Genomic DNA, 24,937 nt, shown 5'->3' on the forward strand with positions numbered 1-24,937 from the left:
CTAGGCCCCCATGCGCCTGGCGCGACGCGACGCGACGATCGCGAAGACGGCGGCTGCCACGAACGGTGCCGGGATCAAGGCCCAGTAGCCGGGATCGAAGCCGCGCAAAGCGCCCCAGCCCACCACCCCCGCGATTCCGAAGGCGAGCGCGATCAGGGCCGCCTTGACGAGCGTTCTCGACGTGTTCGGTGTTTCCACGATCCCGCCTCCTCTATTTCGAGGATCCATACGATGAATCATGACCCTAGCCGACGCCGCCACGTGGCACGGCGCCTTGTGAGAAGGTTCGGGCCGGTACTCCAACCCGATCCTTCTCCTTTACTGCCGAACGCGCTCGTCGTTGTCAGGGCCGCGCACCTAATACAGTCCTGATCGAACCGACACCAGCCGACGAAGGAGTTCGATGAGCAAGCAGCAACGCGGAACGATCGTGATCACCGGGGTCGGGCGGCAGCGGTCGATCGGCGCCGGTATCGCGCGCGGGCTCGCCGCCGACGGGTGGGACCTGGTGCTTGGCTATTGGCGTCCCTACGACGACAGGATCGGGCTGGAGCGCGGCGCGTCCGACCCTGACGAGATCGCCGAGGAGTGCCGCGCCCTCGGCGTCCGGGTCGATCTGGTCGAGGCCGACCTTGCCACCGCCCACGCGCCCGCCACCTTGATCGAGGCGGGGGCAGCGCACGGCGACCTGTGCGGGTTGGTGCTGTCGCATTGCGAGTCGGTGAACTCTTCGGTCCTCGACACGACGATCGAGAGCTGGGATCGTCATTTCGCCGTCAACGCACGAGCCATCTGGCTGCTGATCAAGGCGTTCGCCGAGCAGCTGCCGGAGGCGCCAACCACCGAGCCGACCGGGCGCATCGTGGCGTTGACCAGCGATCACACCGTCCACAATCTTCCCTACGGTGCCAGCAAGGGCGCACTCGACCGGATCGTCGTCGCGGCCGCGGTCGAACTGGGCGCGCGCGGCCTTCGGGCGAATGTGATCAACCCGGGGCCGATCGACACCGGCTGGATGACACCCGAGATCAGGCAGTCGGGTCTGGAACGGACGCCCGCCGGACGCCTCGGCACGCCGCAGGACACCGCCGATCTGGTCCGTTTCCTAATGTCGGACGCCGGCAGTTGGATCACCGGTCAGGTGCTCTACAGCAACGGAGGTTTCCGCACCGCTCATTGATGGCGTCGGCAAAGACCGTCAAGGAGCAAGGCCTCCGTGCGGGCGCGTCCGTCCGGTCTCGGTTCAGCACCCAAGACAACCGCGACCCTCCGCGTCCGCCGCCGAATGCCGCACTAGAGTGGGTGGCGAACCGCCCACGAAAGGACACCCCCACCCATGCGCGTTCTCGTCACCGGTGGCGCCGGCTACATCGGCTCGCACACCACCCTCGCCCTGCTGGAGGCCGGCCACGACGTGCTGGTCGTCGACGATCTGTCGAATTCCAGCGAGGAGTCGCTGCGCCGCGTCACCGAGCTCACCGGGCGCACGCCGGGGTTCGTGAAGGCCAATGTGCGCGACGAAGCCGCCCTGGACGCCGCGTTCGCCGGTTTCACCCCGGACGCCGTCATTCATTTCGCGGGCTGGAAGGCGGTGGGTGAGTCGACGCAGATCCCGCTCACCTACTACCGGGAAAATCTGGGCTCCACGTTCACCCTGCTGGAGGCGATGGCCAAGCACGGCTGCCACCGGATCGTGTTCTCCAGTTCGGCGACCGTGTACGGCGACATGAGCGAGCCGCCGTTCACCGAAGACGCCCCTACTGGTGCCACCAACCCGTATGGGCGCACCAAGCACATGATCGAGCAGATCCTCCAGGACGTGGCGGCGGCCGATCCGAGCCTCACCGTGGGCGTCCTGCGCTATTTCAACCCGATCGGCGCGCACGAATCCGGGCGAATCGGCGAGGACCCGAAGGGCATCCCGAACAATCTGCTGCCGTTCGTCGCTCAGGTGGCCGCCGGACGCCGCGAGAAACTGATGATCTTCGGCGACGACTACCCCACCCCGGACGGCACCGGCACCCGCGACTACATCCATGTCGTCGATCTGGCCGCCGGCCACCTCGCCGCGCTCGGCAAGCTGGCGGAAGCGTCCGGTTACCACGTGTGGAACCTGGGCACCGGCAACCCGACGTCCGTGCTCGACATCGTGAAGGCGTTCGAGAAGGCGTCCGGGATCACGATCCCCTACCAGATCGTCGCCCGCCGTCCTGGTGATGTGGCGTCCTCGTATGCCGACCCCACCAAGGCGAACGCCGAGTTGGGCTGGTCGGCCCGGTTGACCATCGACGACGCCTGCGCAGACGCCTACCGTTGGCAGTCGTCCAACCCGAACGGTTTCGCGGACGCCTGAGCGGTGATGTCGCGCGGAACACCGCGTCGAGCATGATCTGAGAAACATCGGGTGGGTCGCCAAGCCCGTTTCCTCACCCTGGCCGCGCCATGGGTTGATCATTGTCATCTGGTCGTGATCTTCGAGACCTCTTGGTGGGGTTCCTGGCTCAGAAAATGTCAGAGCCGGGAGACAGACTGGTTTCATGAACGATCCGCAGACGGCAGGGTGGGCGTCCCCCATCCACGGCGCCGACGAGGTGCCGCTGCCGTCCATGCGCGTCCCGACCGCGGTGCTGCCGACCGGTGTGGCGTCCGGGCTTCGGCTCGGAGATCGTGCTGGGGACGTGTTCGATGAACTCAGCGAGACCGTCCAGCTCCGCTCGGTGCTGAATGCTCGTGAGCTCGTCCTGGTCGCCCGGGCATGTGACGAGTACGAGGTCACCGAACATGACCTGCACGACGAGTTGCCCCTGGATGCCGCGCTCGTCCACGGCACCCCTGCGGACGACCGCTCCGCTCCGCTGTCGGGGCGCGTGCTCGCCGGCGAACGGTGGATCCCCGGTGGAGCCGAAGGCACCCCGCACGTGGGCGAGTTCCTGGCCCTCGAACTCGCCGGCATCCTGCGTTGCACGGTCACCACGGCCAAGCTCAAGATCGCCGACGCACTCAACCTGCGCCACCGGCATCCCCGCTTGTGGGACGCCGTCGTCCTCGATCAGCGGATCGAAGCCTGGCAGGCGATCAACGTGGTCCGCGACACCACTTCGGCGGGGCTGAGCCTGGACGCCTGCCTGCGGGTGGACGCCGACCTCGCCGCGGCGGTCGGCATGCTCGGCTGGCCACGCGCCCGCCGGCTCCTCAAAGGCCTCATCCTCCGGGCCGATCCCGAACTTGCGGCCCACAAGGCGGCCGAAGCCCGCACCCGGCGCGGCGTGTGGGTGGATCCGATCATGGACGGCGTCTCCCGCGTGCACGCGTGTCTCGACGGCGGCGACGGGGTCACCCTGGACGCCCAGATCGACCGGATCGCCGAACTCCTGACCACCGAAGGCGATACCCGCGACCGGCAGCAACGCCGCGCCACTGCGCTCGCGATGCTCGCCCATCCGCATCTCGCCGCCGCCTTCTTGGAGGACCATGCGCTCCCCACACAGGAGCACGCACCCGCCAGATATGAGCCGCCGCAGTACGTGCCGGAATTGTCACTGACCACGCCGGAACGTCCGTCCGACGTGCAGGCGCCATCACCGCACACGCAGGAATCAACACAACCAGAGCAAGGAGCCCCGTCGGCCGGACTGGATGCTTTCAAGCGGGTGCGACGGATCGATCCGGACAAGCTCCGGCCGCGCGTCACCCTGAACCTCCACCTGCACGCAGATGACGTCGACCCCAGCAACAGCCGTGGCACCCGGGTCGTCCGCGTCGAAGGCCACGACCCGATCGACCTCGGATCGCTCCACCAGGTGCTGCGCGGCTGCCAGGTGGTCGTCCGGCCGGTGGTTGACCTCAACCAGCCGCCCGCCACGGACGCCTATGAGATCCCCGACCGGCTCCGCGAGCATGTCATCGCCCGCAACATGGTCGAGGTGTTCCCTTGGTCGGCGCGCTCCTCACGCGGCTGCCAACTCGACCACACGGTCCCCTACCGAGCCGTGCCTACGGACGCCGTGCCGCAGACCCGCGCGGCGAACCTCGGTCCGCTCAGCATTCCGGTCCACCGCGCCAAAACCCATGCCGACTGGCGACTGGACCAGCCGCTCCCGGGCGTTTTCCACTGGCGTTCCCCGGCCGGCTACCGCTATCTCGTCACCCCGGCGGGCACCGTCCCTCTCGGGCGAGACCCCGACCATCGCAAGACACCGAACCTCGACGGCCGCCAAGCCGGGAACCGCCCACCGCCCGCGTTGAGTCACCGAACACCGGCAGCAACCGAACAGCCCACCTCGGTCGCACGAGAGCCTTCGCCTCCCTTTTAGAGCGCGCCGGCCATCGGCTTCCTGAACCACACCGGGCCACCAAGGAAAAAAGAGAAAGAGCGTCAGTCCTCAATGATCAGCTCGGGGTAGACCGGCTGCCACATGGTGTCGAACACCTGCTGGACGGGGTCGGTCAGCGGCACCGTGGCGACGCCGTCGGCCTCGGCGGCCTTCGCGACCGCGATGGCGACGGTGGCCGACACCCGGCGCAGGTCGTTGACCTGCGGCAGCAGCGATTTGCCGGGGCGTCCGAGCCGCACCAGCGAGGCCACCGCTTCGGCGGCCGCCGCGATCATCCGGTCGGTGACCCGGGAGGCACGGCACACGGCGACACCGAGGCCCAGTCCGGGGAACACGAACGCGTTATTGGCCTGCGCGATGGTGTAGGTGACGTCGTCGTACATGACCGGCGGGAACGGCGAACCGGTCGCGATCAACGCCCGTCCTTCAGTCCATTCCAGAATGTGCGCGGGCGTCGCCTCGGCCAGCTTGGTCGGGTTCGACAGCGGCAGGATCAGCGGCTGTTCGACGTGCGAGGCCATCTCGCGGATGATCTTCTCGGTGAAGGAACCGGGCTGCCCGGAGGTGCCGATCAGCACCGTCGGCCGCACGTTGGCGACGATGTCGGCCAGACCGATCCGCTTGCGGTGGGAGTGCGACCAGGATTCGGTCTCCTTGGCCGGGCGCGCGTAGGCGCGCTGGAAGTCACGGAAGGGCACATCGGGATCATCGGTGACCAGCCCGCGGCTGGACACCGCCCAGAACCGGGCCCGCGCCTGATCCCGGGTGAGGCCCTCGGCCACCATCAGGTCGACCAGCAGGTCGGCCACGCCCACACCCGCGGTCCCGGCGCCGTGGATGACGAACTTCTGGTCGCGCAGCCGTTCCCCCTTGGCCCGGACGCCGGCCAGGATGGCGGCACCCACGACGGCTGCGGTGCCCTGCACGTCGTCGTTGAAGGTGCAGATCTCGTCGCGGTAGCGGCGCAGGATGCGGTGGGCGTTGTCGGCGCCGAAATCCTCCCAGTGCACCATCGCGTCCGGGTACACGTTCTGGATCGCGCGCACCACCTGCTCGATGAACTCGTCGTAGCGCTCGCCGCGCACCCGGGCGCGCCGGACGCCGAGGTACAGGTCGTCGTTGAGCAGCTTGAGGTTATCGGTGCCCACATCGAGCACGATCGGGATCATCCGGTCGGGATCCACCCCCGCCGCCGCCGTGTAGAGCGACTTCTTGCCGATGCAGATCTGGATGCCGCCCACGCCCTGGTCGCCGATGCCGAGGATGCCCTCGGAGTCGGTGATGATCAGCAGGTCGACATCATCGGGGCCCTTGCCGCTCGCCCGCAGGGACGCCTCGATCCGGTCGGGCGCATCGATCGACAGGAACACCCCGTTGATCTGCTGGTACCACAGGCTGAATTCCTGGATCGCGTCGCCGATGGTCGGCGTGTACACGATCGGCATGATCTCTTCGAGGTGCTCGCTCATCAGCCGGTAGAACAGCACCGTGTTGCGGTCGCGCAGCCCCTGCAGGTAGGCGAACTTGTCCAGCGCCGTCCCGGCGCGCAGGAAGCGCGTGTAGGCGCGGTGCAGCTGGCCTTCCAAGGGAGTGACTCGCTCGGGCAGCTGCCCCTCCAGCCCCAGCTTCACCCGCTCTTCCGGGGTGAACGCGGTGCCGCGGTTGAGACGCGGAATGCGGAGGATGAAACTGCCGCGCGCGTTCACGCGCACGCGCGAGCCATGGTTTCCGGGCAGGACGACGTAGGGCGCTTCAGACATGCCTTCCAGCCTAGGGCAACCTCCGCCCCGATCCCTCATGCCAAGGTCCCACGGAAACGTCCCCGGCCCCGCGTCCGCCGGCCGGAATCAGCGCTCGACGATCGTCACCGACCAGCTCGCCGGACGCCCGTCCAGGTACGGCATCACGCCGTGGAACTGGGCGATCGCATCGTCGAAGACCAGGTGCAGCCACTGCCGGTCGCCCTCCCACAGCGGCAGGTCGAGCAGCCGGTCCCGCGGCACCCAGTGCAGGGTTCCCTCCTCGTTGGCCGCCGGCGGCTCGCCGCCGAAGGCGTCCACCCGGAAGATGAACCCGAACCAGTCCTCGCCGCCGGTGCCGAACCCGGGCCAGCTCAGCGTGCCGCGCAGCCGGACGTCGGTGGCCTCGATCCCGGCCTCCTCGCGGAGTTCGCGGACGATCCCGGCCACCACATCCTCACCGGGCTCGAGCTTGCCGCCGAGCCCGTTGTACTTGCCCAGATGCTGATCGCCGTCGCGGAACGTCCGGTGCACCATCAGGACGTCCTCGCCGCGCGTCACGTACGCGAGCGTGCCCAGGATCGGCGTGTACGGCATCTCAGCTCCCCTCCCGGGCAGGTACGGACGCCTCCGCCTCGCGTTCGGCCGCCCGCTCGGCGCGGGTGGGCACCTGCGCGAGCAGGATGCCGGCCAGCATCAGCCCGGCCCCGATCAGGCCGGGGACGGTGAGCCGCTCGCCGAGCAGCAGCGCACCACCGACCGCACCCCACATCGCCTCCAGCGACATGATCATCGCCGCGATCGAGGCCCGGGCGTGCCGCTGGCCGAGGATCTGCAGCGTGAACCCGACCCCGGTCGACATCACCCCGGCGAACAGCACCGCGCCCAGGGCGGGCATCAGCCCGCCGAACGGGGCCGGCTCCACCACGACGGCGACGGCCGCCGAGGCCGAGGCGAGCACCACGAACTGTGCCACCGACAGCCGGATCGGGTCGACGTGCCGGGCGAACCGGCCGATGCCGAGAATGTGGAAGGTCCAGAATCCGGTGCCGATCAGGCAGAGCAGGTCGCCGGCACCAATCCCGGTGCCGGTCCAGGTGAGCAGGAACAGTCCCGGCACCGCCAGCGCGATCCCCAGCCAGGTGAAGCCACCCGTGCGCTGGCCGAACAGGCGTCCGGCGATGGGCACCAGCACCATGTAGAGGCCGGTCACGAAGGCCGCGTTGCCGGCGGTGGTCTGCTCGACGCCCAGCTGTTGCAGGCTCTGCCCGCCGAAGAACATGGCGCCGATGAACAGCCCCGGCCCGGCGACGGCCTTCCATTCCCGACGCCGCTGTTCGGCGCTGAGTCCCGTCCGGGCGTCCAGGAACCAGACCAGCGGCACCAAGGCGAGCGCGCCCAGCAGGCCGCGGGACGCGTTGAACGACCAGGCACCCAGGTGTTCGGCGCCCATCCGCTGCGCCACGAAGGCGAAGCCCCAGATCGCCGAGCACAGCGCCAGCAGCAGGTACGACCGCGTGGTCTTGCTCACCGGCGCTCAGACCAACACGGTGGAGACGGGCAGGCCGGGGTTCGCGCCGATGCTCAGCGAACTGGGCCGGTGCCCGCGCCGGACGACCTCGGCGCCGAGCGCCGCCATCATCGCGCCGTTGTCGGTGCACAGGCCGGGGCGCGGACGCCGCACGGTCACTCCGCGCGTCTCGGCGCGCTCGGCCAGCAGCCCGCGCAGCCGCGAGTTGGCGGCGACGCCGCCGCCGAGCAGGATCGTGTCCAGCCCGAAGTGGTCGCACATGTCCATCGCCTTGGCGGTGAGCACGTCGGCGACCGCCTCCTGGAAGGAGGCGGCCACGTCCGCCTCGGGAATCGGACGGCCCGCGCGCCGCTCGGTCTCCACCCAGCGCGACACGGCGGTCTTCAGCCCGGAGAAGGAGAAGTCGAAGCGGTGCTTGGCCAGGTCGCGCCGGCTGGTCAGCCCGCGCGGGAACGCGATCGCCCGGGGGTCGCCCTGGGCCGCCGCGCGGTCGATCACCGGACCGCCGGGGTAGCCCATCCCGAGCAGGCGAGCCACCTTGTCGTAGGCCTCGCCGGCCGCGTCGTCGATGGTGGAGCCGACCTCGGTGATGGACGAGGTGATGTCGTCGATGACCAGCAGCGACGTGTGCCCGCCCGAGACCAGCAGCGCCCCGAACCGCTCCGGCAGCGGGCCATGGTCGAGCAGGTCGACCGCCACATGCCCGACCAGGTGGTTGAGCCCGTACAGCGGCTTGTTCAGCGCGACCGCGAGCGCCTTGGCCGCCGACAGCCCGACGACGAGTGCCCCCATCAGCCCGGGACCGGCCGTCACACACACCCCGTCGATCTCGGACAGGTCGACGTCAGCGCTGGCGCAGGCCCGGCGCAGCGTGGGCACCATCGCCTGCAGGTGTGCGCGCGAGGCCACCTCGGGCACCACGCCGCCGAAGCGGACGTGCAGATCGACCGAACTGGCCACCTCGTTGGCGAGCAGTTCGCGCCCGCGCACCAGCGCCACCCCGGTCTCGTCGCAGCTCGATTCGATGCCGATCACCAGCGGCTCACTCATGCGCGGCCTCCTTCGTCCGTGCCATCACCAGGGCGTCCCGCCCGGTTCCGTAGTAGTCGCGGCGCCGCGCCAGCATCACGAATCCGCGACCCTGGTACAGCGCGATCGCCGGCGCGTTGCCGGCGTCCACCTCGAGCATCACCTGCTCCGCGCCTGCGGCGTCCGCCCAGGTCAGGCCCGCATCGAGCAGCCGGCCGCCGATCCCCTGCCCGCGCAGGCCGGGCGCGACCACGATCCGGTCCAGGTCGGCGGTCTCGGCCACACAGCGGAACGTCGCCACCCCGCAGAGTTCACCGCGAGGGTCGCGGGCGGTCAGGACGCGCCCCTGATCGTTGGCCAGTTGCTCGGCCCAGGACGCCTCGCTCCAGCGCGCGTGCTCGAAGCAGGCCTCGAGCGCCATGATCGCGGCCAGGTCGGCGCCGGTGGCGACACCGACGGTCACCGCGTCCTCCGCAGCGACAGCTTGGGCGCGGGCAGGGTCGATTTGATCTTGGTGGACACCTCGGCGTCCGGACGCCGCAAGTACAGCGGCTCCAGGCCCGCGTCGGGCAACTCGGCGGCAGCGAGCCAGCCGGCATCCAGCGCCTGAGGACCAGCGACATCGCCGATCAGCGCGGCACCCGGCCCAGCCAGCGGCAGGGCGGGCACCTCGGCAGGCGCGGTGACGTGCGGGCCGTCGAGGCGGCGTCCGGACGCCTCGTAGCGCGCCCAGTACACCTCCTTGCGGCGGGCATCGCTGGCAACGACGAACTCCTGCGGGGCTCCCGCGGACGCCCAGGCGGCCGCGATCGCGTCCAGCGAGCAGGCGCCGCGAACCGGCACCCCGAGCACTTCGGCGAGCGTGGTCGCGGTGACCACGCCGACGCGCAGGCCGGTGAACGGGCCCGGGCCAACCCCGGCGACCAGCCCATCGATGTCGGCGAGCGCGATCCCGGCCTCGTCGAGGACCCGGACGACCAGCGGCATCAACTCTTCGGCGTGCGCGCGGGAGTCCTCGATGCGCGCCGAGGCGACGATGCCGCCGCCGGCGGCCAGGCCGACCGCGACCACGGTCGAGGTGTCCACAGCCAGGATGGTGCTCACGTCTCCTCCTTCGCGACCGCGGCGAGCGCGACGCGGTTCCAGCGCGGCCCGATCGGGGTGAGGAACACCCAGCGGGTCTCGTCGTCGGGGTCGATGCCCCGGCGGATGTCGATCTCGAGCCGGTCGGACGCCAGCGCCTCGGCCACCCCGGTTCCCCACTCGACCAGGGTGACGGCACCCTCCATCGAGTCGTCGAGGCCGAGGTCGTCCAGTTCGGCGAAGCCGCCCAGGCGGTAGGCGTCCACGTGCACCAGCGCCGGGCCGTCGGTCCGCGTCGGGTGGACGCGCGCCAGCACGAAGGTGGGCGAGATCACCGGCCCGTCCACATCGAGGCCGGCCCCGATGCCCTGGGTGAGCGTGGTCTTGCCCGCGCCCAGGTCGCCGGAGGCGATGATCAGGTCGCCGGCGCGCAGCAGGTGCGCCAGCCGAGCGCCCAGCGCGCGCATCGCGTCGGCGTCCGGCACCTCGATCGCGACGGGCAGCGCGCGCGCCATCACCACACAGTTGCCCTCGACGATGCCCTGGGCGACGAAGCCGTGCTTCTCCCACCAGGCCTGTAGCGCCGGGAACTCCTGGCGGGCCAGCAATTGCACCCGCTCCTCGCCGCGCGCGGCGAGATCCTCCAAGACCACCCCGATCACGAAGGACGCCACGCCCAACTGCCGGTATTCAGGCAGGACGCCGACCCGGCCCAGCCGCAGCGCGCCGCGCTGCCGGGCGACCATGACGACCGCGATGGGCTCGCCGTCGAGCAGGGTCAGATAGCCGTGGCCGTATTCCAGGCGCGCCTCGACCGAGCGCAGGTCGTCGCTGAGCGCTTCGGGTTTGTCGCCGACCACCGGGCGCGCGGTGAACGCGCGATGCACGATGGCGAGGATCGCCGGCGCGTCCTCATGGGCGGCCCCTCGGACGATGAGTTCGCGCCCGTCGGGCAGCGTGGCCGCGGCGAGCGCGGCAGTAGCAGGCATCATGTCCACTCCCTCCTCAGCCCTCGCACACCACCATGGCGACCGCCACTCCGGCATCGTGGCTGATCGACACGTGCAGCCGGGTCACGCCCAGCTCGTCGGCGCGCTCGGCCACGGTGCCCGCGATCACCAACGACGGACGCCCCGTCTCGTCGCTGAGCACCTCGCAGTCGCTCCAGCGCAGCCCCGCGGGGGCGCCGAGCGCCTTGGCGAGCGCCTCCTTGGCCGCGAAGCGACCGGCCAGCGTCTGCTCGCTGGCCGGCTGCTCCGAGAGGGTGAACACCCGGTCGGTGAATCCGGGACGCCCGCAGGCGTCCTTGATCCGCTCGATCGAGCAGACGTCGACTCCGATACCGAGGATCATCTAGCTCACTCGACGGTGACGGACTTGGCCAGGTTGCGGGGCTGGTCGACGTCGTGACCGAGCACGGTCGCCACCTCGCAGGCGAAGATCTGCAACGGCACCGTGGCCAGCAACGGCTGCAGCAGCGTCGAGGCGCGCGGCAACTCGATCAGCACGTCCGCGTACGGCGCCACCTCGGTATCGCCTTCCTCGACCAGGACGACGGTGTGGGCCCCGCGGGCCCGGACCTCTTGGATATTGGAGATCACCTTGTCGTGCAGCTGATCGCGGCCCTGCGGCGGCACGATCACGAATACCGGGATGCCTTCGTCGACCAGGGCGATGGGCCCGTGCTTGAGTTCGCCGGCCGGGAAGCCCTCGGCGTGCAGGTAGGCGATCTCCTTCAGCTTCAGCGCACCCTCGAGCGCCACCGGGTAGCCCACATGGCGGCCCAAGAACAGGAAGGAGCCCCGGTCGGCCATCCCACGGGCGAGCTCCACGATCGCGTCGGTGCCGTCGAGCACCTGTTGGATCTTGCCGGGCATCGACTCCAGCTCCGCCATCACCGCGGCGATCTCGTCGCCGTACTTGGTGCCACGCACCTGCGCCAGGTAGAGACCGAGCAGGTAGCAGGCCGCGACCTGGGTCAGGAAGCCCTTGGTGGACGCGACCCCGATCTCGGGACCGGCGTGCGTGTAGAGGACGGCGTCCGACTCGCGCGGAATCGTCGAGCCGTTCGTGTTGCAGATCGCGATCACCTTGGCGCCCTGCTCGCGGGCGTGCCGCACGGCCATCAGCGTGTCGGCGGTCTCCCCCGACTGCGAGATCGTGACGACCAGGGTGCGGGCGGTGATGATCGGGTCGCGGTAGCGGAACTCGGAGGCGATCTCGACCTCACAAGGGATCCGGGTCCAGTGCTCGATGGCGTACTTGGCGACCAGGCCGGCGTAGAAGGCGGTGCCGCAGGCGACGATGACGATCTTGTCGATGGTGCGCAACTCCGCCTCCGAGATCCGGATCTCATCGAGGGTGAGGCGGCGGTCGGCATCGAAGCGGCCCAGCAGGGTCTCGGCGACCGCCTGCGGCTGCTCGTAGATCTCCTTGCGCATGAACCAGTCGTAGCCGCCCTTTTCGGCCGCCGACAGATCCCAGTCCACGTGGTACGGCTTGCCCTGGGTCTGGTTGCCGTCCAGGTCGGTCACCCGGTAGCCGCCGGCGGTCACCTCGACCACCTCGTCCTGGCCCATCTCGACGGCCTCGCGGGTGTGCTCGATGAACGCGGCCACATCGGAGGCGACGAACATCTCGCCGTCACCGACGCCGACCACCAGCGGGCTGTTGCGGCGGGCGGCGACCAGCAGGTCCGGGTTGTGCGCGTCGATCGCGACCAGGGTGAAGGCGCCCTCCAGGCGGCGGGCGACGGTGCGCATGGCGTCGGCCAGCCCCGCTCCAGCGGTGACCTCACGGCCGACCAGCTGTGCGGCCACCTCCGAGTCCGTTTCCGAGACGAACGTGATCCCCTCGGCCTCGAGCTCGGCGCGCAGCGTCGCGAAGTTCTCGATGATGCCGTTGTGGATCAGCGCGACACGACGATCCGCCGACAGGTGCGGGTGCGCGTTGGCGTCCGTCGGCGCGCCATGGGTCGCCCACCGGGTGTGCCCGATGCCCAGGTGCGCGTCGGCGATCGGGGAGGCCGTCAGCTCGTCCTCGAGATTGGCCAGCTTGCCCGCCTTTTTCGCCGAGACGAGGGATCCGTCCGACACCAAGGCGATGCCCGCCGAGTCGTATCCTCGGTATTCCATCCGACGCAAGGCGTCCACGAGAACCTTCTGGGCGCCCTGCGGCCCGACATACCCGATAATTCCGCACATGGTCTTCAGCCTATCGCCCACCGGCATGCCCACCCGTTCCTCGTCCGGGCTGGACGAGTACGGGCCCTACGTGCTCGCCGACCGGCGCATGTGGGCGGATCTCGCCGGGCAGATGCCGCTGCAACTCACCGAGGAGGCGCTGCGCCGGGCGCGCAGCCGCGCCGACTTCATCGACATGAGCACCGTCGAGCAGGTGTACCTGCCGCTGGCCGAGTTGATCAACCTGTACGTGATGCACACCGGCCACCTGTATCGCAGCACGCACGAGTACCTGGGCCTGTCCGAGCGACGCACCCCGTTCGTGATCGGTGTCGCCGGTTCGGTGGCGGTGGGCAAGTCGACCACCTCGCGACTGCTGGAGGCCCTGCTCGCGCAGCTTCCCGGACGCCCCCGGGTCAGCCTGGTCACCACCGACGGCTTCCTGCTGCCCAACGCCGAACTGGAACGCCGCGGACTGATGCAGCGCAAGGGATTCCCGGAAAGCTACGACCGGCAGGCGTTGCTGCGGTTCGTGATGGACGTGAAGTCCGGCATCGAGGAGGTCAGCGCCCCGGTGTACAGCCATCTGGTCTACGACATCGTCCCCGGCGAGCGCGTGGTGGTGCACCGGCCCGACATCCTGATCGTCGAGGGACTCAATGTGCTGCAGCCGGCCCGGGCGCGTCAGGACGGCAGCCTGTCGCTGGCCGTCAGCGACTTCTTCGACTTCTCCGTCTACGTGGACGCCGACGAGAACGACCTGCGGTCGTGGTACCTGACCCGGTTCATGCGCCTGCGCGAAACCGCCTTCACCGACCCGCGCTCCTACTTCACCCGCTATGCGAGCCTGGACGCCGACGCGGCGCTCGCCTACGCCGAGCAGGTGTGGGACACCATCAACCGGCCCAACCTGGTCGAGAACATCCTGCCGACCCGCGGCCGGGCGACCGCCATCCTGCGCAAGGACGCGCAGCACGACATCGAGTGGATCAGGATCCGCAAGACCTGACCGGACGCCTCAGCCCAGACGCCGTCCGGTCGCCGACTGGACGGCGAGCAACGGCAGGCCGGCGAGCACCATCACCCCCGCCAGCACCCAGGGCTGCGCGAAAACGCTGGTCAGGCCGTGCACCACGGCGCTGGCCCAGACGACCAGCGCGCCCCACAGCAACGCCAGCCAGGACCCGGTCCCCCAGGTCTGGGACGCGCGCGCCAGCCCGGACGGCAGCAGCGCCGCGATCGCCAGCACCACGGCCAGCAGCGCGCCGGACACCGGGCCGATCAGCGGTGGGCCGGCGACCGCGTAGACCAGCAGCAGCAGCGCCAGCCCGATCAGGACGGTGCCCCGCCGGCTGGAGGCGTCGGGCTCGGCGTGGGCCGGGAATCCGAGCAGTGCACGCTCGCGGAGCGCGATCACGAAGAACGGCGCCGCTACCGATACCGACGCCACCAGCGCCACCCACCAGGGCAACGGCGACGCGGGAACTGCGGCCCCCCACACCAGCACCAACGCGTAGGGAAGCAGAAACACCGGGCCGTGGACGGCCCGCCACGGGCCCGCCACGGCGCGCGCGGCGGCCAGGACCGGCCCGATGCCGGCGGCGGCCGCCGGGGCGAACAGCGGCAGCAGCGCCGGGAACTGCGACTCGAACCGGAAGGCGGGCAGCACCGCGACCAGCGAACTGGCGAACACGAACGAGGCCACGGCAACCGCCAGAACCAGACCGGTGCCCGCCGTCCGGGCCGGGGCCACGCCGCTCACAGGGTCAGGCGATCCCGCACGACGTCGGCGAGACGCTGCGCGACCTCGCCGGCCTCCTCGGCCGTGGACGCCTCCACCATCACCCGGACCAACGGCTCGGTGCCCGAAGGGCGCAGCAGGACGCGTCCGGTGCCGGCCAGCTCGCGGCTGGCCGCCGTCACGGCGGACTGGACCACCGGGTCGATGCCCGCCCGCGCCTTGTTGACGCCGCTGACGTTGATCATCACCTGAGGCAGCCGGCGCATCACGCCGGCCAGATCGGCCAGCGACCGTCCGGTGGTCACCATCTGCGCCGCGACGTGCAGCGCGGTGAGGACGCCGTCGCCGGTGGTCGCGAACTCGCTCATGATCACGTGGCCGGACTGCTCGCCACCGAGAGTGAAGCCGTTAGCGTTCATCGACTCCAGCACGTAGCGGTCGCCCACCTTGGTCTGGTCGACCCGGACGCCGTGGCGTTCCATCGCCTGCAGGAAACCGAGGTTGCTCATCACGGTCGCCACCACGGTGTCGGAGCGCAGCGCACCCGAGTCCTTCAGCGCCAGCGCCAGGATCGCCAGGATCTGGTCGCCGTCGACGAGGTTGCCCTCGGCGTCCACGGCGAGGCAGCGGTCGGCGTCCCCATCGAAGGCGAAGCCGGCGTCCGCACCGTAGTGCTTCACGGCAGCTTGCAGGCCCTCCATGTGCGTCGAACCCGCGTTCTCGTTGATGTTGAGACCGGTCGGGGCGGCGTTGATGGTGATCACCTCGGCACCCTGAGCCTCGAACGCCGCAGGGGCGGTCATGAAGGCGGCGCCGTGGGCACAGTCGAGCACGACCTTGAGGACGGCCAGGCTGCCGTGGGAGCCCAGCGAGCGCACCAAGTGCGCCACATAGGACTCGACCGCGGCGGGATCGTCGCTGACGCGCCCCACCGAGGCGCCCACCGGGCGCTTCCACTCGGCCTCCAGCTGGGCCTCGATCATCTCCTCCAGGGCGTCGTCGAGCTTGACGCCGCCACGAGCGAAGAACTTGATGCCGTTGTCGGGCATCGGGTTGTGCGAGGCGGACAGCATGACGCCGAGGTCGGCGTCCAGCGCGTTGACCAGGAACGCCGCCGCCGGGGTGGGCGCGATGCCGACCCGGACGACATCCACGCCCGCGGAGGCGAGGCCGGCCACCACGGCCGCCTCGAGGAACTCGCCGGAGGCCCGGGGATCACGCGCAACGAGGGCCACCGGACGGTGACCCTCGAAGAGCCCGGACTCGCCGAGCACGTGCGCGGCCGCCACCGAGAGCTCGAGCGCGAGCTCCGCGGTGAGATCCACATTGGCCTTGCCCCGGACCCCGTCTGTACCGAAGAGCCGCGGCATCGGCGTCAGCGCTTGCTGTACTGAGGCGCCTTGCGGGCCTTCTTGAGACCGGCCTTCTTGCGCTCCTTGACGCGGGCGTCGCGGGTGAGCAGCCCGGCCTTCTTCAGCGCGGGGCGGCTGGCCTCGGCGTCCACGGCGTTCAGCGCGCGGGCGATCGCCAGGCGCAGCGCACCGGCCTGGCCGGTCACACCGCCGCCGACGATCTTCGCGACGACGTCGTAGGAGCCCTCGACAGCCGCGGTCACGAACGGCTCGTTGACCGTCTGCTGGTGCAGCTTGTTCGGGAAGTACTCCTCGAGCGTGCGGCCGTTGATGGTGAACTGGCCCGAGCCCGGCACCATGCGCACGCGGGCGACGGCTTCCTTGCGGCGGCCGGTCGCGGCGCCCGGCGCGACGACGGCGGGGCGGACGCCCGGCGCCGCCGAGGACGCGGTGCCCTCGGAGCGGTAGGCGATCTCGCGGTCAGCCTCGTCGGTGAACGGCGTGATCTCAGCGAGGACTTCTTCGTTGGTGGTGTCGGTCACGGTGCTTCCCTGTCGTGTCACTGGGCGATCTGGGTGATCTCGTACGCCTGCGGCTGCTGCGCGGCGTGCGGGTGCTCGGGGCCGGCGTAGACCTTGAGCTTCTTGAGCTGCTGGCGGCTCAGCTTGTTCTTCGGCAGCATGCCCCACACGGCGGCCTCGACGGCCTTGCGCGGGTCGGTGGCCAGCAGGTCACCGTAGGAGACGGCGCGCAGGCCGCCCGGACGGCCGGAGTGGCGGTAGGCCATCTTGGTGGTGGCCTTGTTGCCGGTGAGCGCGATCTTGGAGGCGTTGACGACCACGACGAAGTCGCCGGTGTCGACGTGCGGCGCGAACACCGGCTTGTGCTTGCCACGCAGGAGCGTCGCGGCGGTCACGGCGAGGCGACCCAGCACGACATCGGAGGCATCAATCACATGCCAGTTCCTGGTGATCTCGCCAGGCTTGGGGCTGTACGTAGACACGGTCGTGGACCATCTTCCATTCAGAGCTGAACAAAACGTGAGCGTCGGCGCGGGTCACCACAAGGGCGCACTCCAGCGCAACAGCGGTTCAGATTACCCCGGGGCAACGCAGGGGTCAAAAACAGGCTCAAACCGCACATGCGAACCCGGCGCGTGGCAGGGTTGGGCCATGAGTTCAAAGGTGAACACTGCACTGGTCCAGGTGAACAATCCGGACGATGTCCGCAACGTGGTGCTGATCGGCAACGCGGGGTCAGGGAAGACCTCGCTGTTCGAGCAGTTGCTGCGTGCGCGCGTCGCCGGCTACAGGGGCGAGAAGGACGACGCCGAGCGTCTTTCCCAGCTCTATCTCGCGTCGCTGGTTACCGGCGACGTCTTCGTGAACCTCCTCGACGCGCCCGGTCATCCCGACTTCGTCGGCGAGCTCCGGGCGGGTATCCGCGCCGCGGACGCCGCGATCTTCGTGGTGAGCGCCGCCGACGGCATCGACGGCGCGGCCCAAGCACTGTGGGAGGAATGCGCCGAGGCGAACCTCCCCCGGGTGATCGCGCTGACCAAGCTGGACGCCGCGCACTCCGACTTCGACACGGTGGTGGAGGAGTTGAAGCAGAAGTTCGGCGAGGGCGTCCTTCCGGTCCACGTCCCCGTCGGCGAGGGCGCGGGCATCCACGGCACCGTCGGCGTCCTGTCGCGGCGCTTCCGCGACTACTCCGGCGGCGGTGAGCCGGTGCTGCACGAGGGCGACGGCAGCCACGACGACCTCGTCGAGCTGCACCGCGGCCCGCTGATCGAGGCGCTGATCCAGGAGGCCGAGGACGACGCCTTGATGGACTCCTACCTCGAGGGCACCGATCCCGGGCGCTCCTACCTGCTCGACGACCTGATGAAGGCCACCGCGGGCGCCAACCTGTTCCCGGTGGTGCCCGTCATCCAGTCCAGCGGCCTGGGCACCGACGAGCTGCTCAGCCTGATCGAGCACGGCTTCCCCACCCCGAGCCTGCACCCCAACCCGGTCATGGTGAAGCTCAACGGCGACGAGGCCGGCCCCGCCCCCTCCGACCCGTCGGCTCCCCTGTGCGCCCAGGTGATCCGCACCACGACCGACCCGTTCGCGGGCCGGCTGTCGATGGTGCGCATCTTCTCGGGCACCCTGCGTACCGATGACGTGGTGCACCTGTCGGGCCACCGCTCGTTCTTCCTCGCCGAGGAAGACGAGGCTCATCCCGACCACGACAACGAGGAACGCATCGGCCAGATCCAGCAGGCGCACGGCACCGAGTTGAAGCCGAAGACCTCCGCCATCGCCGGTGAGATCGTGATGCTGCCCAAGCTGACCACCGCCGAAACCGGCGACACGCTGTCCTCGCGCGATCACGTGGTCGTGGTCGGCAACTGGAAGACGCCGCAGGCGCTGCTGCCGCTGGCGATCAAGGCCGCCACCCGCAACGACGAGGACAAGCTCGCCGGTGCCCTGCAGCGGCTCGCGGTCGAGGACGCCACCGTCCGGCTGGCGCGCGGGGCGTCCGATCAGCTGGTGCTGTGGACCACCGGCCAGGCGCACGCCGACCTGCTGCTGGCCCGCTTGCGCAACCGCTACGGCGTGAACGTCGAGCAGGAGCCGGTGAAGATCGCGCTGCGCGAGACGTTCACCGCCAAGGCCACCGCGCTCGGCCGCCACGTCAAGCAGTCCGGCGGGCACGGCCAGTACGCCGTGGTCAACATCGAGGTCGAGCCGCTGGAGCGCGGCGCGGGCTTCGAGTTCGTCGACAAGGTGGTGGGCGGTGCGGTGCCGCGGCAGTTCATCCCCTCGGTCGAGAAGGGCGCCAAGGCCCAACTCGAGCGCGGCGTGATCGCCGGGTTCCCGATGGTCGATGTGCGGGTGACCCTGTACGACGGCAAGGCCCACTCGGTGGATTCGTCCGACATGGCCTTCCAGATGGCGGCCGGTGCGGCGCTGAAGGAGGCCGCGCAGGTCGGCAAGAACGTGGCCCTGCTGGAGCCGCTCGACCTGGTCACGGTGGCCGTCGGCGAGGAGTACATGGGCGCGGTGATGACCGACATGTCCGGACGCCGCGGGCAGCTCCTCGGCACCGACACCGACGGCCGCAAGGTGATCATCAAGGCGCTGGTGCCCCAGCTGGAGCTGGCGCGCTACGCGATCGATCTGCGCGGCATCGCCCACGGCACCGGCAGCTTCAGCCGGGCGTTCCACGGCTACGAGCTGCTGCCGGCCAACCTGGTGGAGCCCTTCACCAAGAAGGCCTGAGCCTCACGGCCGCAGGATCACGATGCCGGCGCTCCCTCGGGGGCGCCGGCATCGGCGTCCTCGGGCCCAGGCGGGCCGGGCAGCACGCCGTCGTCGACGCCGTCGGCGTCCAAGGTGTGCCGCGGGAACACCCAGAACCGCAGCATCAGGTAGATGTAGACGCCCTCCAGGCAGGCGGCGGTGACCCGGGCCACCTGCAACTGGACGCCGAACCAGTCCAGCAGCGAGCCGAAGCCGACGATCCAGATCAGGTAGTTGCTGACGATGACGAAGGTGTACTTCGAGGTCTGCTTGCCCAGGTCGCCGTGCTCACGGAAGTTGAGCCACCGGTTCAGGATGAACGCGTACACCGACGCGAGGGCGTACCCCATCGAGAAGGCGATGGGGTACGGCAGATCCCAGAAGTGCCCGATCAGGGTCAAGAAGCCCATGTCGAGCACGAAGGCGCTGCCGTTGATCATGGCGTAGCCGATGAAGGTCACCGGCAGCAGCGCCTTGAGCCACTCAGGCAGCGCCGCCCGTAGCCGGGCCGTGAAGGCGGCAAACCACAGGGCCGCTGCCCCGTCCTCGCCGTCTGTGCGCATGCTGAGAACAATAAGGGGTCCTCGCGGCGACGCGCACCGTTTCAACTCAGAGCGTGAAGACCGGGCGCGTCCCGGCGGGAATCGCGTCCGAATCCACGATCTGCTTGCCGAACGGGAAACAGGTCACCGGGATCATCTTCACGTTGGCGATGGCCAGCGGGATGCCGATGATGGTGACCGCCTGCGCGGCTGCGGTGGTCAGGTGCCCGATCGCGAGCCACAGGCCGCCAATGACGAACCACAGCGCGTTCATGATCGCCGATCCGGCGCCCGCGCCCGGCTTGTTGACCACGGTCTTGCCGAACGGCCACAGCGCGAACGAGGCCATCCGGAAGGAGGCGACGCCGACCGGGATCGTCACGATGAGCAGGCAGGCCAGCAGGCCGAAGAGGAAGTAGCCCAGGGACAACCAGATTCCTCCGGTGACCAGCCACACGATGTTGAGGATTGCGCGCAACACGGATGTCTCCCTTCGTCGACGGGCGCCCACCGGGCGCTCGTCTCTCACTGTACCCGCGCCCCGCTAGCATGTTCGGGTGCCTGATCGATCCTTGCGCGTCCACCGCGAAGTGGTGTCCTATGTGCGCCGCTCCGAGCGGATGAACCCCTCGCAGGAGAAGGCCTGGGCGGCCCACGCCGACCGGCTGCTGATCCCGGTGCCCTCCCGCGGCCTGGACACGTCCGTGCACCCGGACGCCCGGATCGACTGGGCGTCCGCGTTCGGGCGCGAGGCGCCGCTGATGGTCGAGATCGGTTCCGGACGCGGTGAGGCGCTGGTCGCGCTCGCGCTGCGGCACCCGGACGCCAACGTGGTGGCCTTCGAGGTGTTCGCCCCCGCGATCGCCTCGACGATGTCGCGGATCGCCCGGCACGAGGTCGGCAACGTCCGGATCGTCAAGGCCAACGGCGCCGAAGGCCTGAAGCATCTGTTCGCGGATTCCGCACTGGAGCAGGTGTGGACGTTCTTCCCCGATCCCTGGCACAAGGCACGCCACCACAAGCGCCGGCTGGTCAGTCCCGAGTTCGCGGCCCTGGTCGCCGCCAAGCTGCGCCCGGGCGGGCTGTGGCGGCTGGCGACCGACTGGGAGGACTACGCCCTGGCGATGCGCGAGGTGCTCGATGGCGCGCCCGGCCTGCAGAACGTGCACGGAGGCTGGGCACCACGCTGGGCCGAGCGCCCGGTGACCAAGTACGAGGCTCGCGGCCTGGCCGCCGGCCGGAGCGTCTTCGACCTCACCTACCAGCGCACGCCCACCGCGAACGGGGACGCCCCCACCGTCGGTGACCTGCTGCACCGCACGCCGCGACCGGACGCCCACGGCGAGGCCGCGCTGTGACGACGCGCTACCGGATCGATCTGGCCTACGACGGCGCCGCCTTCCACGGCTGGGCCCGCCAGGACGGACTGCGCACCGTGCAAGGCGTCCTGGAGCACTGGATCACCACCGTGCTGCGCCTGGGCGCCCCCGCCGAACTGACCGTCGCGGGCCGCACGGACGCCGGCGTGCACGCCCGCGGGCAGGTGGCGCATCTGGATCTGCCTGATGAGGATCTCGCCCCGGAACTGCTCCGGCGGCTGGGCCGGGTGCTGCCCGGCGATGTCGTCGTGCACGCGGTCAGCGTGGCGCCCGACGGGTTCGACGCACGGTTCGCCGCGATCTGGCGCCGCTACGTCTTCCGGTTGTGCGACCGCTCCCCCGACCCGCTGGAGCGGCATCTGGCCGTGCGGGTGCGCGGCGCACTCGACGTGGCCGCGACCCATGCCGCCGCGAGCAGCCTGGTCGGGCTGCACGACTTCGGCGCGTTCTGCAAGCAGCGCGAGGGCGCGACCACGATTCGCGAGATGCTGGAGTGCCGCGCCGAGCGGGCCCCCTCAGGCCTGCTCGAGGTGACCCTGCGCGCGGACGCCTTCTGCCACTCGATGGTGCGCTCGGTGGTGGGGGCGCTGGTCGACGTCGGCACTGGACGCCGCGACGCGGCCTGGTTCGCGGGATTGATCGACCGGCCCGCGCGGGCGGGCGAGGTGACCGTGCTGCCCCCGCACGGCCTGGTGCTCGAAGAGGTGGGCTACCCGGCCGACACCGACCTCGCGGCACGGGCGCGCGCCGCCCGGGCCCGCCGCGACGAACCGGCGCCCACAGATCCGGCACAGCAGGAGGACCGACCGCGATGACCCACTACTTCGAGACTCCGTCGGGTCCCGGGCGCGAGCGCCAGGTGCAGGCGCGGTTCTGGGACACCGAGTGGACCTTCACCACCGCCGCGGGCGTTTTCAGCGGCGAGGGGCTCGACCAGGGCACCGCGGTGCTCTTGCGCGCGCACACTCCGCGCGCGGGTTCGCGGCGGATGCTCGATCTGGGCTGCGGGTTCGGCGTCCTGGCGATCGCGCTGGCCTCGGCGGCCCCGCAGGCGCACGTCGACGCGGTCGACGTCAACGCACGCGCCCTCGACCTGACCGCGCGCAACGCCGCCGCGCTCGGCGTCGGCGACCGGGTGAGCGCCTGCCTGCCCGACGAGGTGGCCGACGGCGTCCGCTACGACGAGATCTGGTCCAACCCGCCCATCCGGATCGGGAAACAGGCGCTGCACGACCTGCTGCTGCGCTGGCTGCCGCGGCTGGCGCCCGGCGGCGTGGCCCGCCTGGTGGTGGGCCGGCATCTCGGCGCCGACTCACTGCAGCGCTGGCTGATCGGCCAGGGTTACCGCTGCGATCGGACCGCCTCGGCGAAAGGCTTCCGAGTTTTTGAGGTCGCACCCCTTGAGTCGTGAGCCAGACCGGTTTACCGTAGGGCCATCGGAGCGGCGGTTGGACCGTCGCGGAGAGGAGTGAATATGGGTAACCCTGACACGATCTCGACAAAGGCCGGAACCTAAGAGCCGGCCATCATCCAACAACCCAACCGGGGCGTACCTGCGTGCGCCCCGGTTGCTCGTTCCCGGGACCGAAAGGTTAGGATGCGGCCTGACCATTCGCCGCCTCCGTGAGGACCACCATGTCTCGCCTGCTCAGGCCGTTCGTGACGGCGCTCGTCACAGTCCTGCTCGCACTCACCGCCGTCGCCGTCCCGGCCCGCGCCGCCGATGTCACCGCCGCGCAGAAGGCGGCGCGCTGGCTCGCGCAGCCCGCGCAGATGCAGGACGCGTTCGAGTTCGCGTCGTCGGCGTCCGACATGCTGATCGCCTTCGCCGCCGCACAGGACCCGTCGACGGCCGACGAGGTCGCCGCGCTCCTCACCTCGCTGAAGACCACCGGCCCTGACTACGTGGAGGGCACGCCGGAGGCCGCCGCCAAGCTCGCGGTCGCGCTGTCGGCGGTCGGGGAGAACCCGCGCACCTTCCTGCCCGGGATCGACCTGATCAACGCGGTACGCGACGGCATCGAGGCCGACGGCAGCATCGGCGCCTGGCCGGGGCCGTTCAACTCCGGTTTCGCCGCCATCGCGCTGGCGCGGGCCGGCGTCGAGGTGCCCGCCCCGCTGCTGGACTACGTGCTGCAGTTCCAAGACGAGACCGGCGGCTTCGAGGCGACGCTGGATGAGCTCGACTGGAACGGCCAGCCGGTCGTGCCGGACGCCGACAACACCGGCATGGGCCTGCTCGCCCTGCTGGCGGCCGGCGAGATCGGCGACGAAGCGGAAGCCGCGGCCGCGTGGGCCGCGGACCATCAGGCCGCGAACGGCTCCTGGGCCGGATACAACCCGGTGAACTCCACCGCGATCCTCGGATCGGCGCTGGCCACCGCCGGGTTCGACATGGACGCCGCCGTGGCGTTCCTGCTGTCCCAGCAGACCGCCTCCGGTGCGTTCCTCAACGGCGACAGCCCGGACACCATGGCCACGACCCAGGCCGTCCTGCTGCTCGCCGAGGTTTCCTACCTCGACGTCGCGTGGGACCTGGCGGTCGGCCCGACCCCGTCCGCCACCGCGACCCCCTCACCCAGCACGACCCCGTCGCCCAGCGCGACGCCGAGCCCGAGCGCCACCGCGACGCCGTCCCCCGCCCCGTCGGTCACGCCCACGGCCACCGCCACCCCGGCGCCCACGCCGACCGCCGCCCCGCTCCCCTCGCCCAGCGCCACCGCCGCTCCCGTCCCCGGCCACAACGGCGGCACGCTACCGCAGACCGGAACGGCGACCGATCCGTGGTTCGTCGCGGCGGCCAGCGCGCTGGTCCTGGCGGGTGCGGTGCTGCTGATCGTCCGCCGCCGCGCGACGCGATGAGGCTGATCGCCCGCATCGCGGCCGGACTCGCGGCCGCCCTGCTCGCGACGGCGGGGCTCGTCCCGGCCTCCGCCGTCGCGGCGCCCGCGCTCGCCGACACGTCCTGCGCGGGCGTGTGGGTCGTCGTGGCCGGACAGGGCACCGCGTGCGCCACCGCGCACGGAACCGGCAAGCAGGCATTGCAGAGCGCGGGCTTCACCGTGCGGGACAAGACACCTGGCTTCCTGTGCCAGATCAACGGTTCCCCCTCCACCTGCGTGATCACGGTGGACGCCTACTGGTCCTACTGGCACGCCAGCCGAAACGCCGACGGCACCTGGGGCCCGTGGACCTACGCCCAGCTCGGCTACACCAACCGCAAACCCAAGCAGGGCGACGCCGAAGGGTGGGCGTTCGGCAACGGCTCGCAGCGCCCACCGAGCCCGCCGACGGTGAAGGCGAAGCCGTCCGAGCCCACCCAGCCCCCCACCCAGACGAAGCCGACCACACCGTCACGACCGAACACGCAGGCGCCCGCGCCGCAACCGCCCTCCGGCGGTTCGTCCGGCACCTCGAACCGTGCCGCCCAAGCGCCGGCGCCGGGCACGAAGGCGCCGGACGCGCCGCGCCCCCAGGCCTCAGCCAGCACCGGCGCAGAGCCGTCGGCGCCGGTAGCCGAGGCGTCCGCCACCCCTGAGCCGTCCGCTGAGCCGATCGACGAGGCGACGCCCTCCCCCGAGCCTGGCCCGGAGACCTCCGCCGCACCCGCGGCTGAGCCGACGCTCGCCACCCAAGACGGCGGCCCCACCGGCGTCCTGGTCACCGTGGGCGTCCTGGTCGCCGGCGGCGCCGCGCTCGGCGGATGGTGGTTCGTCAAGCGGCGCGGCGCCTGAT

At 70.5% G+C, this 24,937-nt stretch carries 25 protein-coding genes and 1 pseudogene; 10 read left to right on the forward strand and 16 right to left on the reverse strand.

All coding sequences use genetic code 11. From position 1 onward, the window contains the following. Nucleotides 1-198, reverse strand: a complete 198-nt coding sequence (locus QM708_RS03795; protein WP_415104556.1) for a hypothetical protein — start codon at nucleotides 196-198, stop codon at nucleotides 1-3. Between the two features lie 205 nt (nucleotides 199-403). Here QM708_RS03795 and QM708_RS03800 point away from each other — a divergent pair, with 205 nt between their 5' ends. From QM708_RS03800 to QM708_RS03810, 3 genes are all read left to right on the forward strand, one after another. Next, a complete protein-coding gene (locus QM708_RS03800; protein WP_415104558.1) occupies nucleotides 404-1,180 on the forward strand; it encodes an SDR family oxidoreductase in 777 nt (258 codons plus the stop codon). A gap of 156 nt (nucleotides 1,181-1,336) precedes the next feature. Beyond that, nucleotides 1,337-2,353: a UDP-glucose 4-epimerase GalE gene (galE, locus tag QM708_RS03805; protein ID WP_415104560.1), complete on the forward strand. Its 1,017-nt coding sequence runs from the start codon at nucleotides 1,337-1,339 to the stop codon at nucleotides 2,351-2,353. 184 nt (nucleotides 2,354-2,537) lie between these two features. After that, the gene (locus QM708_RS03810) at nucleotides 2,538-4,313 is read left to right on the forward strand and encodes a DUF222 domain-containing protein (RefSeq protein ID WP_415104562.1); all 1,776 of its coding nucleotides are present in this window, start codon (nucleotides 2,538-2,540) and stop codon (nucleotides 4,311-4,313) included. Between the two features lie 62 nt (nucleotides 4,314-4,375). Here the strand turns inward: QM708_RS03810 and QM708_RS03815 are convergent, their stop codons facing one another. From QM708_RS03815 to glmS, 9 genes are all read right to left on the reverse strand, one after another. After that, nucleotides 4,376-6,094: an NAD-dependent malic enzyme gene (locus QM708_RS03815; RefSeq protein ID WP_415104564.1), complete on the reverse strand. Its 1,719-nt coding sequence runs from the start codon at nucleotides 6,092-6,094 to the stop codon at nucleotides 4,376-4,378. 87 nt (nucleotides 6,095-6,181) lie between these two features. Next, nucleotides 6,182-6,670, reverse strand: coding sequence for an NUDIX hydrolase (locus QM708_RS03820; protein WP_415104567.1), 489 nt, complete (start codon nucleotides 6,668-6,670; stop codon nucleotides 6,182-6,184). 1 nt (nucleotide 6,671) lies between these two features. After that, nucleotides 6,672-7,604, reverse strand: a complete 933-nt coding sequence (locus QM708_RS03825; RefSeq protein ID WP_415104568.1) for a DMT family transporter — start codon at nucleotides 7,602-7,604, stop codon at nucleotides 6,672-6,674. A 6-nt stretch (nucleotides 7,605-7,610) separates the two neighbouring features. After that, nucleotides 7,611-8,654, reverse strand: a complete 1,044-nt coding sequence (gene tsaD, locus QM708_RS03830) for a tRNA (adenosine(37)-N6)-threonylcarbamoyltransferase complex transferase subunit TsaD (protein ID WP_415104570.1) — start codon at nucleotides 8,652-8,654, stop codon at nucleotides 7,611-7,613. Continuing rightward, nucleotides 8,647-9,096 (reverse strand): GNAT family N-acetyltransferase, encoded by a 450-nt coding sequence (locus tag QM708_RS03835; RefSeq protein WP_415104572.1) that lies wholly within the window; start codon nucleotides 9,094-9,096, stop codon nucleotides 8,647-8,649. Before QM708_RS03835 ends, tsaD begins: the two co-directional genes overlap by 8 nt. After that, nucleotides 9,093-9,737, reverse strand: coding sequence for a tRNA (adenosine(37)-N6)-threonylcarbamoyltransferase complex dimerization subunit type 1 TsaB (gene tsaB / locus QM708_RS03840; protein WP_415104574.1), 645 nt, complete (start codon nucleotides 9,735-9,737; stop codon nucleotides 9,093-9,095). The genes QM708_RS03835 and tsaB overlap by 4 nt, the downstream gene beginning before the upstream one ends. After that, a complete protein-coding gene (tsaE, locus tag QM708_RS03845) occupies nucleotides 9,734-10,708 on the reverse strand; it encodes a tRNA (adenosine(37)-N6)-threonylcarbamoyltransferase complex ATPase subunit type 1 TsaE (RefSeq protein ID WP_415104576.1) in 975 nt (324 codons plus the stop codon). The genes tsaB and tsaE overlap by 4 nt, the downstream gene beginning before the upstream one ends. 13 nt (nucleotides 10,709-10,721) lie before the next feature. Further along, the gene (locus QM708_RS03850) at nucleotides 10,722-11,069 is read right to left on the reverse strand and encodes a holo-ACP synthase (protein WP_415104578.1); all 348 of its coding nucleotides are present in this window, start codon (nucleotides 11,067-11,069) and stop codon (nucleotides 10,722-10,724) included. Between the two features lie 5 nt (nucleotides 11,070-11,074). Then, entirely contained in the window at nucleotides 11,075-12,919 is a 1,845-nt protein-coding gene (gene glmS, locus QM708_RS03855) for a glutamine--fructose-6-phosphate transaminase (isomerizing) (RefSeq protein WP_415104580.1), read from the reverse strand. Between glmS and coaA the strand changes: the two genes are divergently transcribed. After that, the gene (gene coaA / locus QM708_RS03860) at nucleotides 12,918-13,907 is read left to right on the forward strand and encodes a type I pantothenate kinase (RefSeq protein WP_415104582.1); all 990 of its coding nucleotides are present in this window, start codon (nucleotides 12,918-12,920) and stop codon (nucleotides 13,905-13,907) included. The genes glmS and coaA overlap by 2 nt on opposite strands. A 9-nt stretch (nucleotides 13,908-13,916) precedes the next feature. Here the strand turns inward: coaA and QM708_RS03865 are convergent, their stop codons facing one another. Genes QM708_RS03865 through rplM form a run of 4 tightly spaced genes read right to left on the reverse strand, consistent with a single transcriptional unit; the run spans nucleotide 13,917 to nucleotide 16,994 of the window. Next, a complete protein-coding gene (locus tag QM708_RS03865) occupies nucleotides 13,917-14,660 on the reverse strand; it encodes a hypothetical protein (RefSeq protein ID WP_415104584.1) in 744 nt (247 codons plus the stop codon). Beyond that, complete coding sequence (gene glmM, locus QM708_RS03870) at nucleotides 14,657-16,009, reverse strand: phosphoglucosamine mutase (RefSeq protein WP_415104586.1); 1,353 nt, start codon at nucleotides 16,007-16,009, stop codon at nucleotides 14,657-14,659. The genes QM708_RS03865 and glmM overlap by 4 nt, the downstream gene beginning before the upstream one ends. A 5-nt stretch (nucleotides 16,010-16,014) precedes the next feature. Then, nucleotides 16,015-16,533 carry a 30S ribosomal protein S9 gene (rpsI, locus tag QM708_RS03875; protein WP_415104588.1) on the reverse strand — a complete coding sequence of 173 codons (519 nt, stop codon included), beginning with the start codon at nucleotides 16,531-16,533 and terminating at the stop codon, nucleotides 16,015-16,017. A gap of 17 nt (nucleotides 16,534-16,550) precedes the next feature. Further along, nucleotides 16,551-16,994 carry a 50S ribosomal protein L13 gene (gene rplM / locus QM708_RS03880; RefSeq protein ID WP_415104590.1) on the reverse strand — a complete coding sequence of 148 codons (444 nt, stop codon included), beginning with the start codon at nucleotides 16,992-16,994 and terminating at the stop codon, nucleotides 16,551-16,553. Nucleotides 16,995-17,175: 181 nt separating this feature from the next. Here rplM and QM708_RS03885 point away from each other — a divergent pair, with 181 nt between their 5' ends. Continuing rightward, nucleotides 17,176-19,260, forward strand: a complete 2,085-nt coding sequence (locus QM708_RS03885) for an elongation factor G-like protein EF-G2 (RefSeq protein ID WP_415104592.1) — start codon at nucleotides 17,176-17,178, stop codon at nucleotides 19,258-19,260. A gap of 119 nt (nucleotides 19,261-19,379) precedes the next feature. Here QM708_RS03885 and QM708_RS03890 read toward each other — a convergent pair. Together QM708_RS03890 and QM708_RS03895 are read right to left on the reverse strand one after the other, a co-directional pair. Next, nucleotides 19,380-19,721: pseudogene (locus tag QM708_RS03890) on the reverse strand (GtrA family protein); the annotation flags it as partial. Between the two features lie 169 nt (nucleotides 19,722-19,890). After that, nucleotides 19,891-20,304, reverse strand: a complete 414-nt coding sequence (locus QM708_RS03895; RefSeq protein WP_415104594.1) for a YccF domain-containing protein — start codon at nucleotides 20,302-20,304, stop codon at nucleotides 19,891-19,893. A gap of 76 nt (nucleotides 20,305-20,380) precedes the next feature. On the opposite strand from QM708_RS03895, the gene trmB reads away from it, so the two are divergent. The 5 genes from trmB (at nucleotide 20,381) to QM708_RS03920 (ending at nucleotide 24,936) form a co-directional block, all read left to right on the forward strand. Continuing rightward, on the forward strand, nucleotides 20,381-21,181 hold the full coding sequence (gene trmB, locus QM708_RS03900; RefSeq protein WP_415104596.1) for a tRNA (guanosine(46)-N7)-methyltransferase TrmB: 801 nt from the start codon (nucleotides 20,381-20,383) through the stop codon (nucleotides 21,179-21,181). Further along, nucleotides 21,178-22,017 carry a tRNA pseudouridine(38-40) synthase TruA gene (gene truA, locus QM708_RS03905; RefSeq protein ID WP_415104598.1) on the forward strand — a complete coding sequence of 280 codons (840 nt, stop codon included), beginning with the start codon at nucleotides 21,178-21,180 and terminating at the stop codon, nucleotides 22,015-22,017. Before trmB ends, truA begins: the two co-directional genes overlap by 4 nt. After that, entirely contained in the window at nucleotides 22,014-22,613 is a 600-nt protein-coding gene (locus QM708_RS03910; protein ID WP_415104600.1) for a class I SAM-dependent methyltransferase, read from the forward strand. The genes truA and QM708_RS03910 overlap by 4 nt, the downstream gene beginning before the upstream one ends. A gap of 224 nt (nucleotides 22,614-22,837) precedes the next feature. Then, on the forward strand, nucleotides 22,838-24,064 hold the full coding sequence (locus tag QM708_RS03915) for an LPXTG cell wall anchor domain-containing protein (protein WP_415104602.1): 1,227 nt from the start codon (nucleotides 22,838-22,840) through the stop codon (nucleotides 24,062-24,064). After that, nucleotides 24,061-24,936, forward strand: a complete 876-nt coding sequence (locus tag QM708_RS03920; RefSeq protein ID WP_415104604.1) for a hypothetical protein — start codon at nucleotides 24,061-24,063, stop codon at nucleotides 24,934-24,936. Before QM708_RS03915 ends, QM708_RS03920 begins: the two co-directional genes overlap by 4 nt. The last annotated feature ends 1 nt before the right edge of the window (nucleotide 24,937 follow it).

Origin of the sequence: Propioniciclava sp. (assembly GCF_047602245.1) — a bacterium.
In the GTDB taxonomy this organism is placed as follows: Bacteria; Actinomycetota; Actinomycetes; order Propionibacteriales; family Propionibacteriaceae; genus Propioniciclava.

Bases quoted from the DNA above. Each gene is read 5' to 3' on its own strand.
- QM708_RS03800 (WP_415104558.1), top strand. From the start codon at position 404: ATGAGCAAGCAGCAACGCGGAACGATCGTGATCACCGGGGTCGGGCGG.
- galE (WP_415104560.1), top strand. From the start codon at position 1,337: ATGCGCGTTCTCGTCACCGGTGGCGCCGGCTACATCGGCTCGCACACC.
- QM708_RS03810 (WP_415104562.1), top strand. From the start codon at position 2,538: ATGAACGATCCGCAGACGGCAGGGTGGGCGTCCCCCATCCACGGCGCC.
- QM708_RS03815 (WP_415104564.1), bottom strand. From the start codon at position 6,094: ATGTCTGAAGCGCCCTACGTCGTCCTGCCCGGAAACCATGGCTCGCGC.
- QM708_RS03820 (WP_415104567.1), bottom strand. From the start codon at position 6,670: ATGCCGTACACGCCGATCCTGGGCACGCTCGCGTACGTGACGCGCGGC.
- tsaD (WP_415104570.1), bottom strand. From the start codon at position 8,654: ATGAGTGAGCCGCTGGTGATCGGCATCGAATCGAGCTGCGACGAGACC.
- tsaE (WP_415104576.1), bottom strand. From the start codon at position 10,708: ATGATGCCTGCTACTGCCGCGCTCGCCGCGGCCACGCTGCCCGACGGG.
- QM708_RS03850 (WP_415104578.1), bottom strand. From the start codon at position 11,069: ATGATCCTCGGTATCGGAGTCGACGTCTGCTCGATCGAGCGGATCAAG.
- coaA (WP_415104582.1), top strand. From the start codon at position 12,918: ATGGTCTTCAGCCTATCGCCCACCGGCATGCCCACCCGTTCCTCGTCC.
- glmS (WP_415104580.1), bottom strand. From the start codon at position 12,919: ATGTGCGGAATTATCGGGTATGTCGGGCCGCAGGGCGCCCAGAAGGTT.
- glmM (WP_415104586.1), bottom strand. From the start codon at position 16,009: ATGCCGCGGCTCTTCGGTACAGACGGGGTCCGGGGCAAGGCCAATGTG.
- QM708_RS03910 (WP_415104600.1), top strand. From the start codon at position 22,014: ATGACCCACTACTTCGAGACTCCGTCGGGTCCCGGGCGCGAGCGCCAG.
- QM708_RS03915 (WP_415104602.1), top strand. From the start codon at position 22,838: ATGTCTCGCCTGCTCAGGCCGTTCGTGACGGCGCTCGTCACAGTCCTG.
- QM708_RS03920 (WP_415104604.1), top strand. From the start codon at position 24,061: ATGAGGCTGATCGCCCGCATCGCGGCCGGACTCGCGGCCGCCCTGCTC.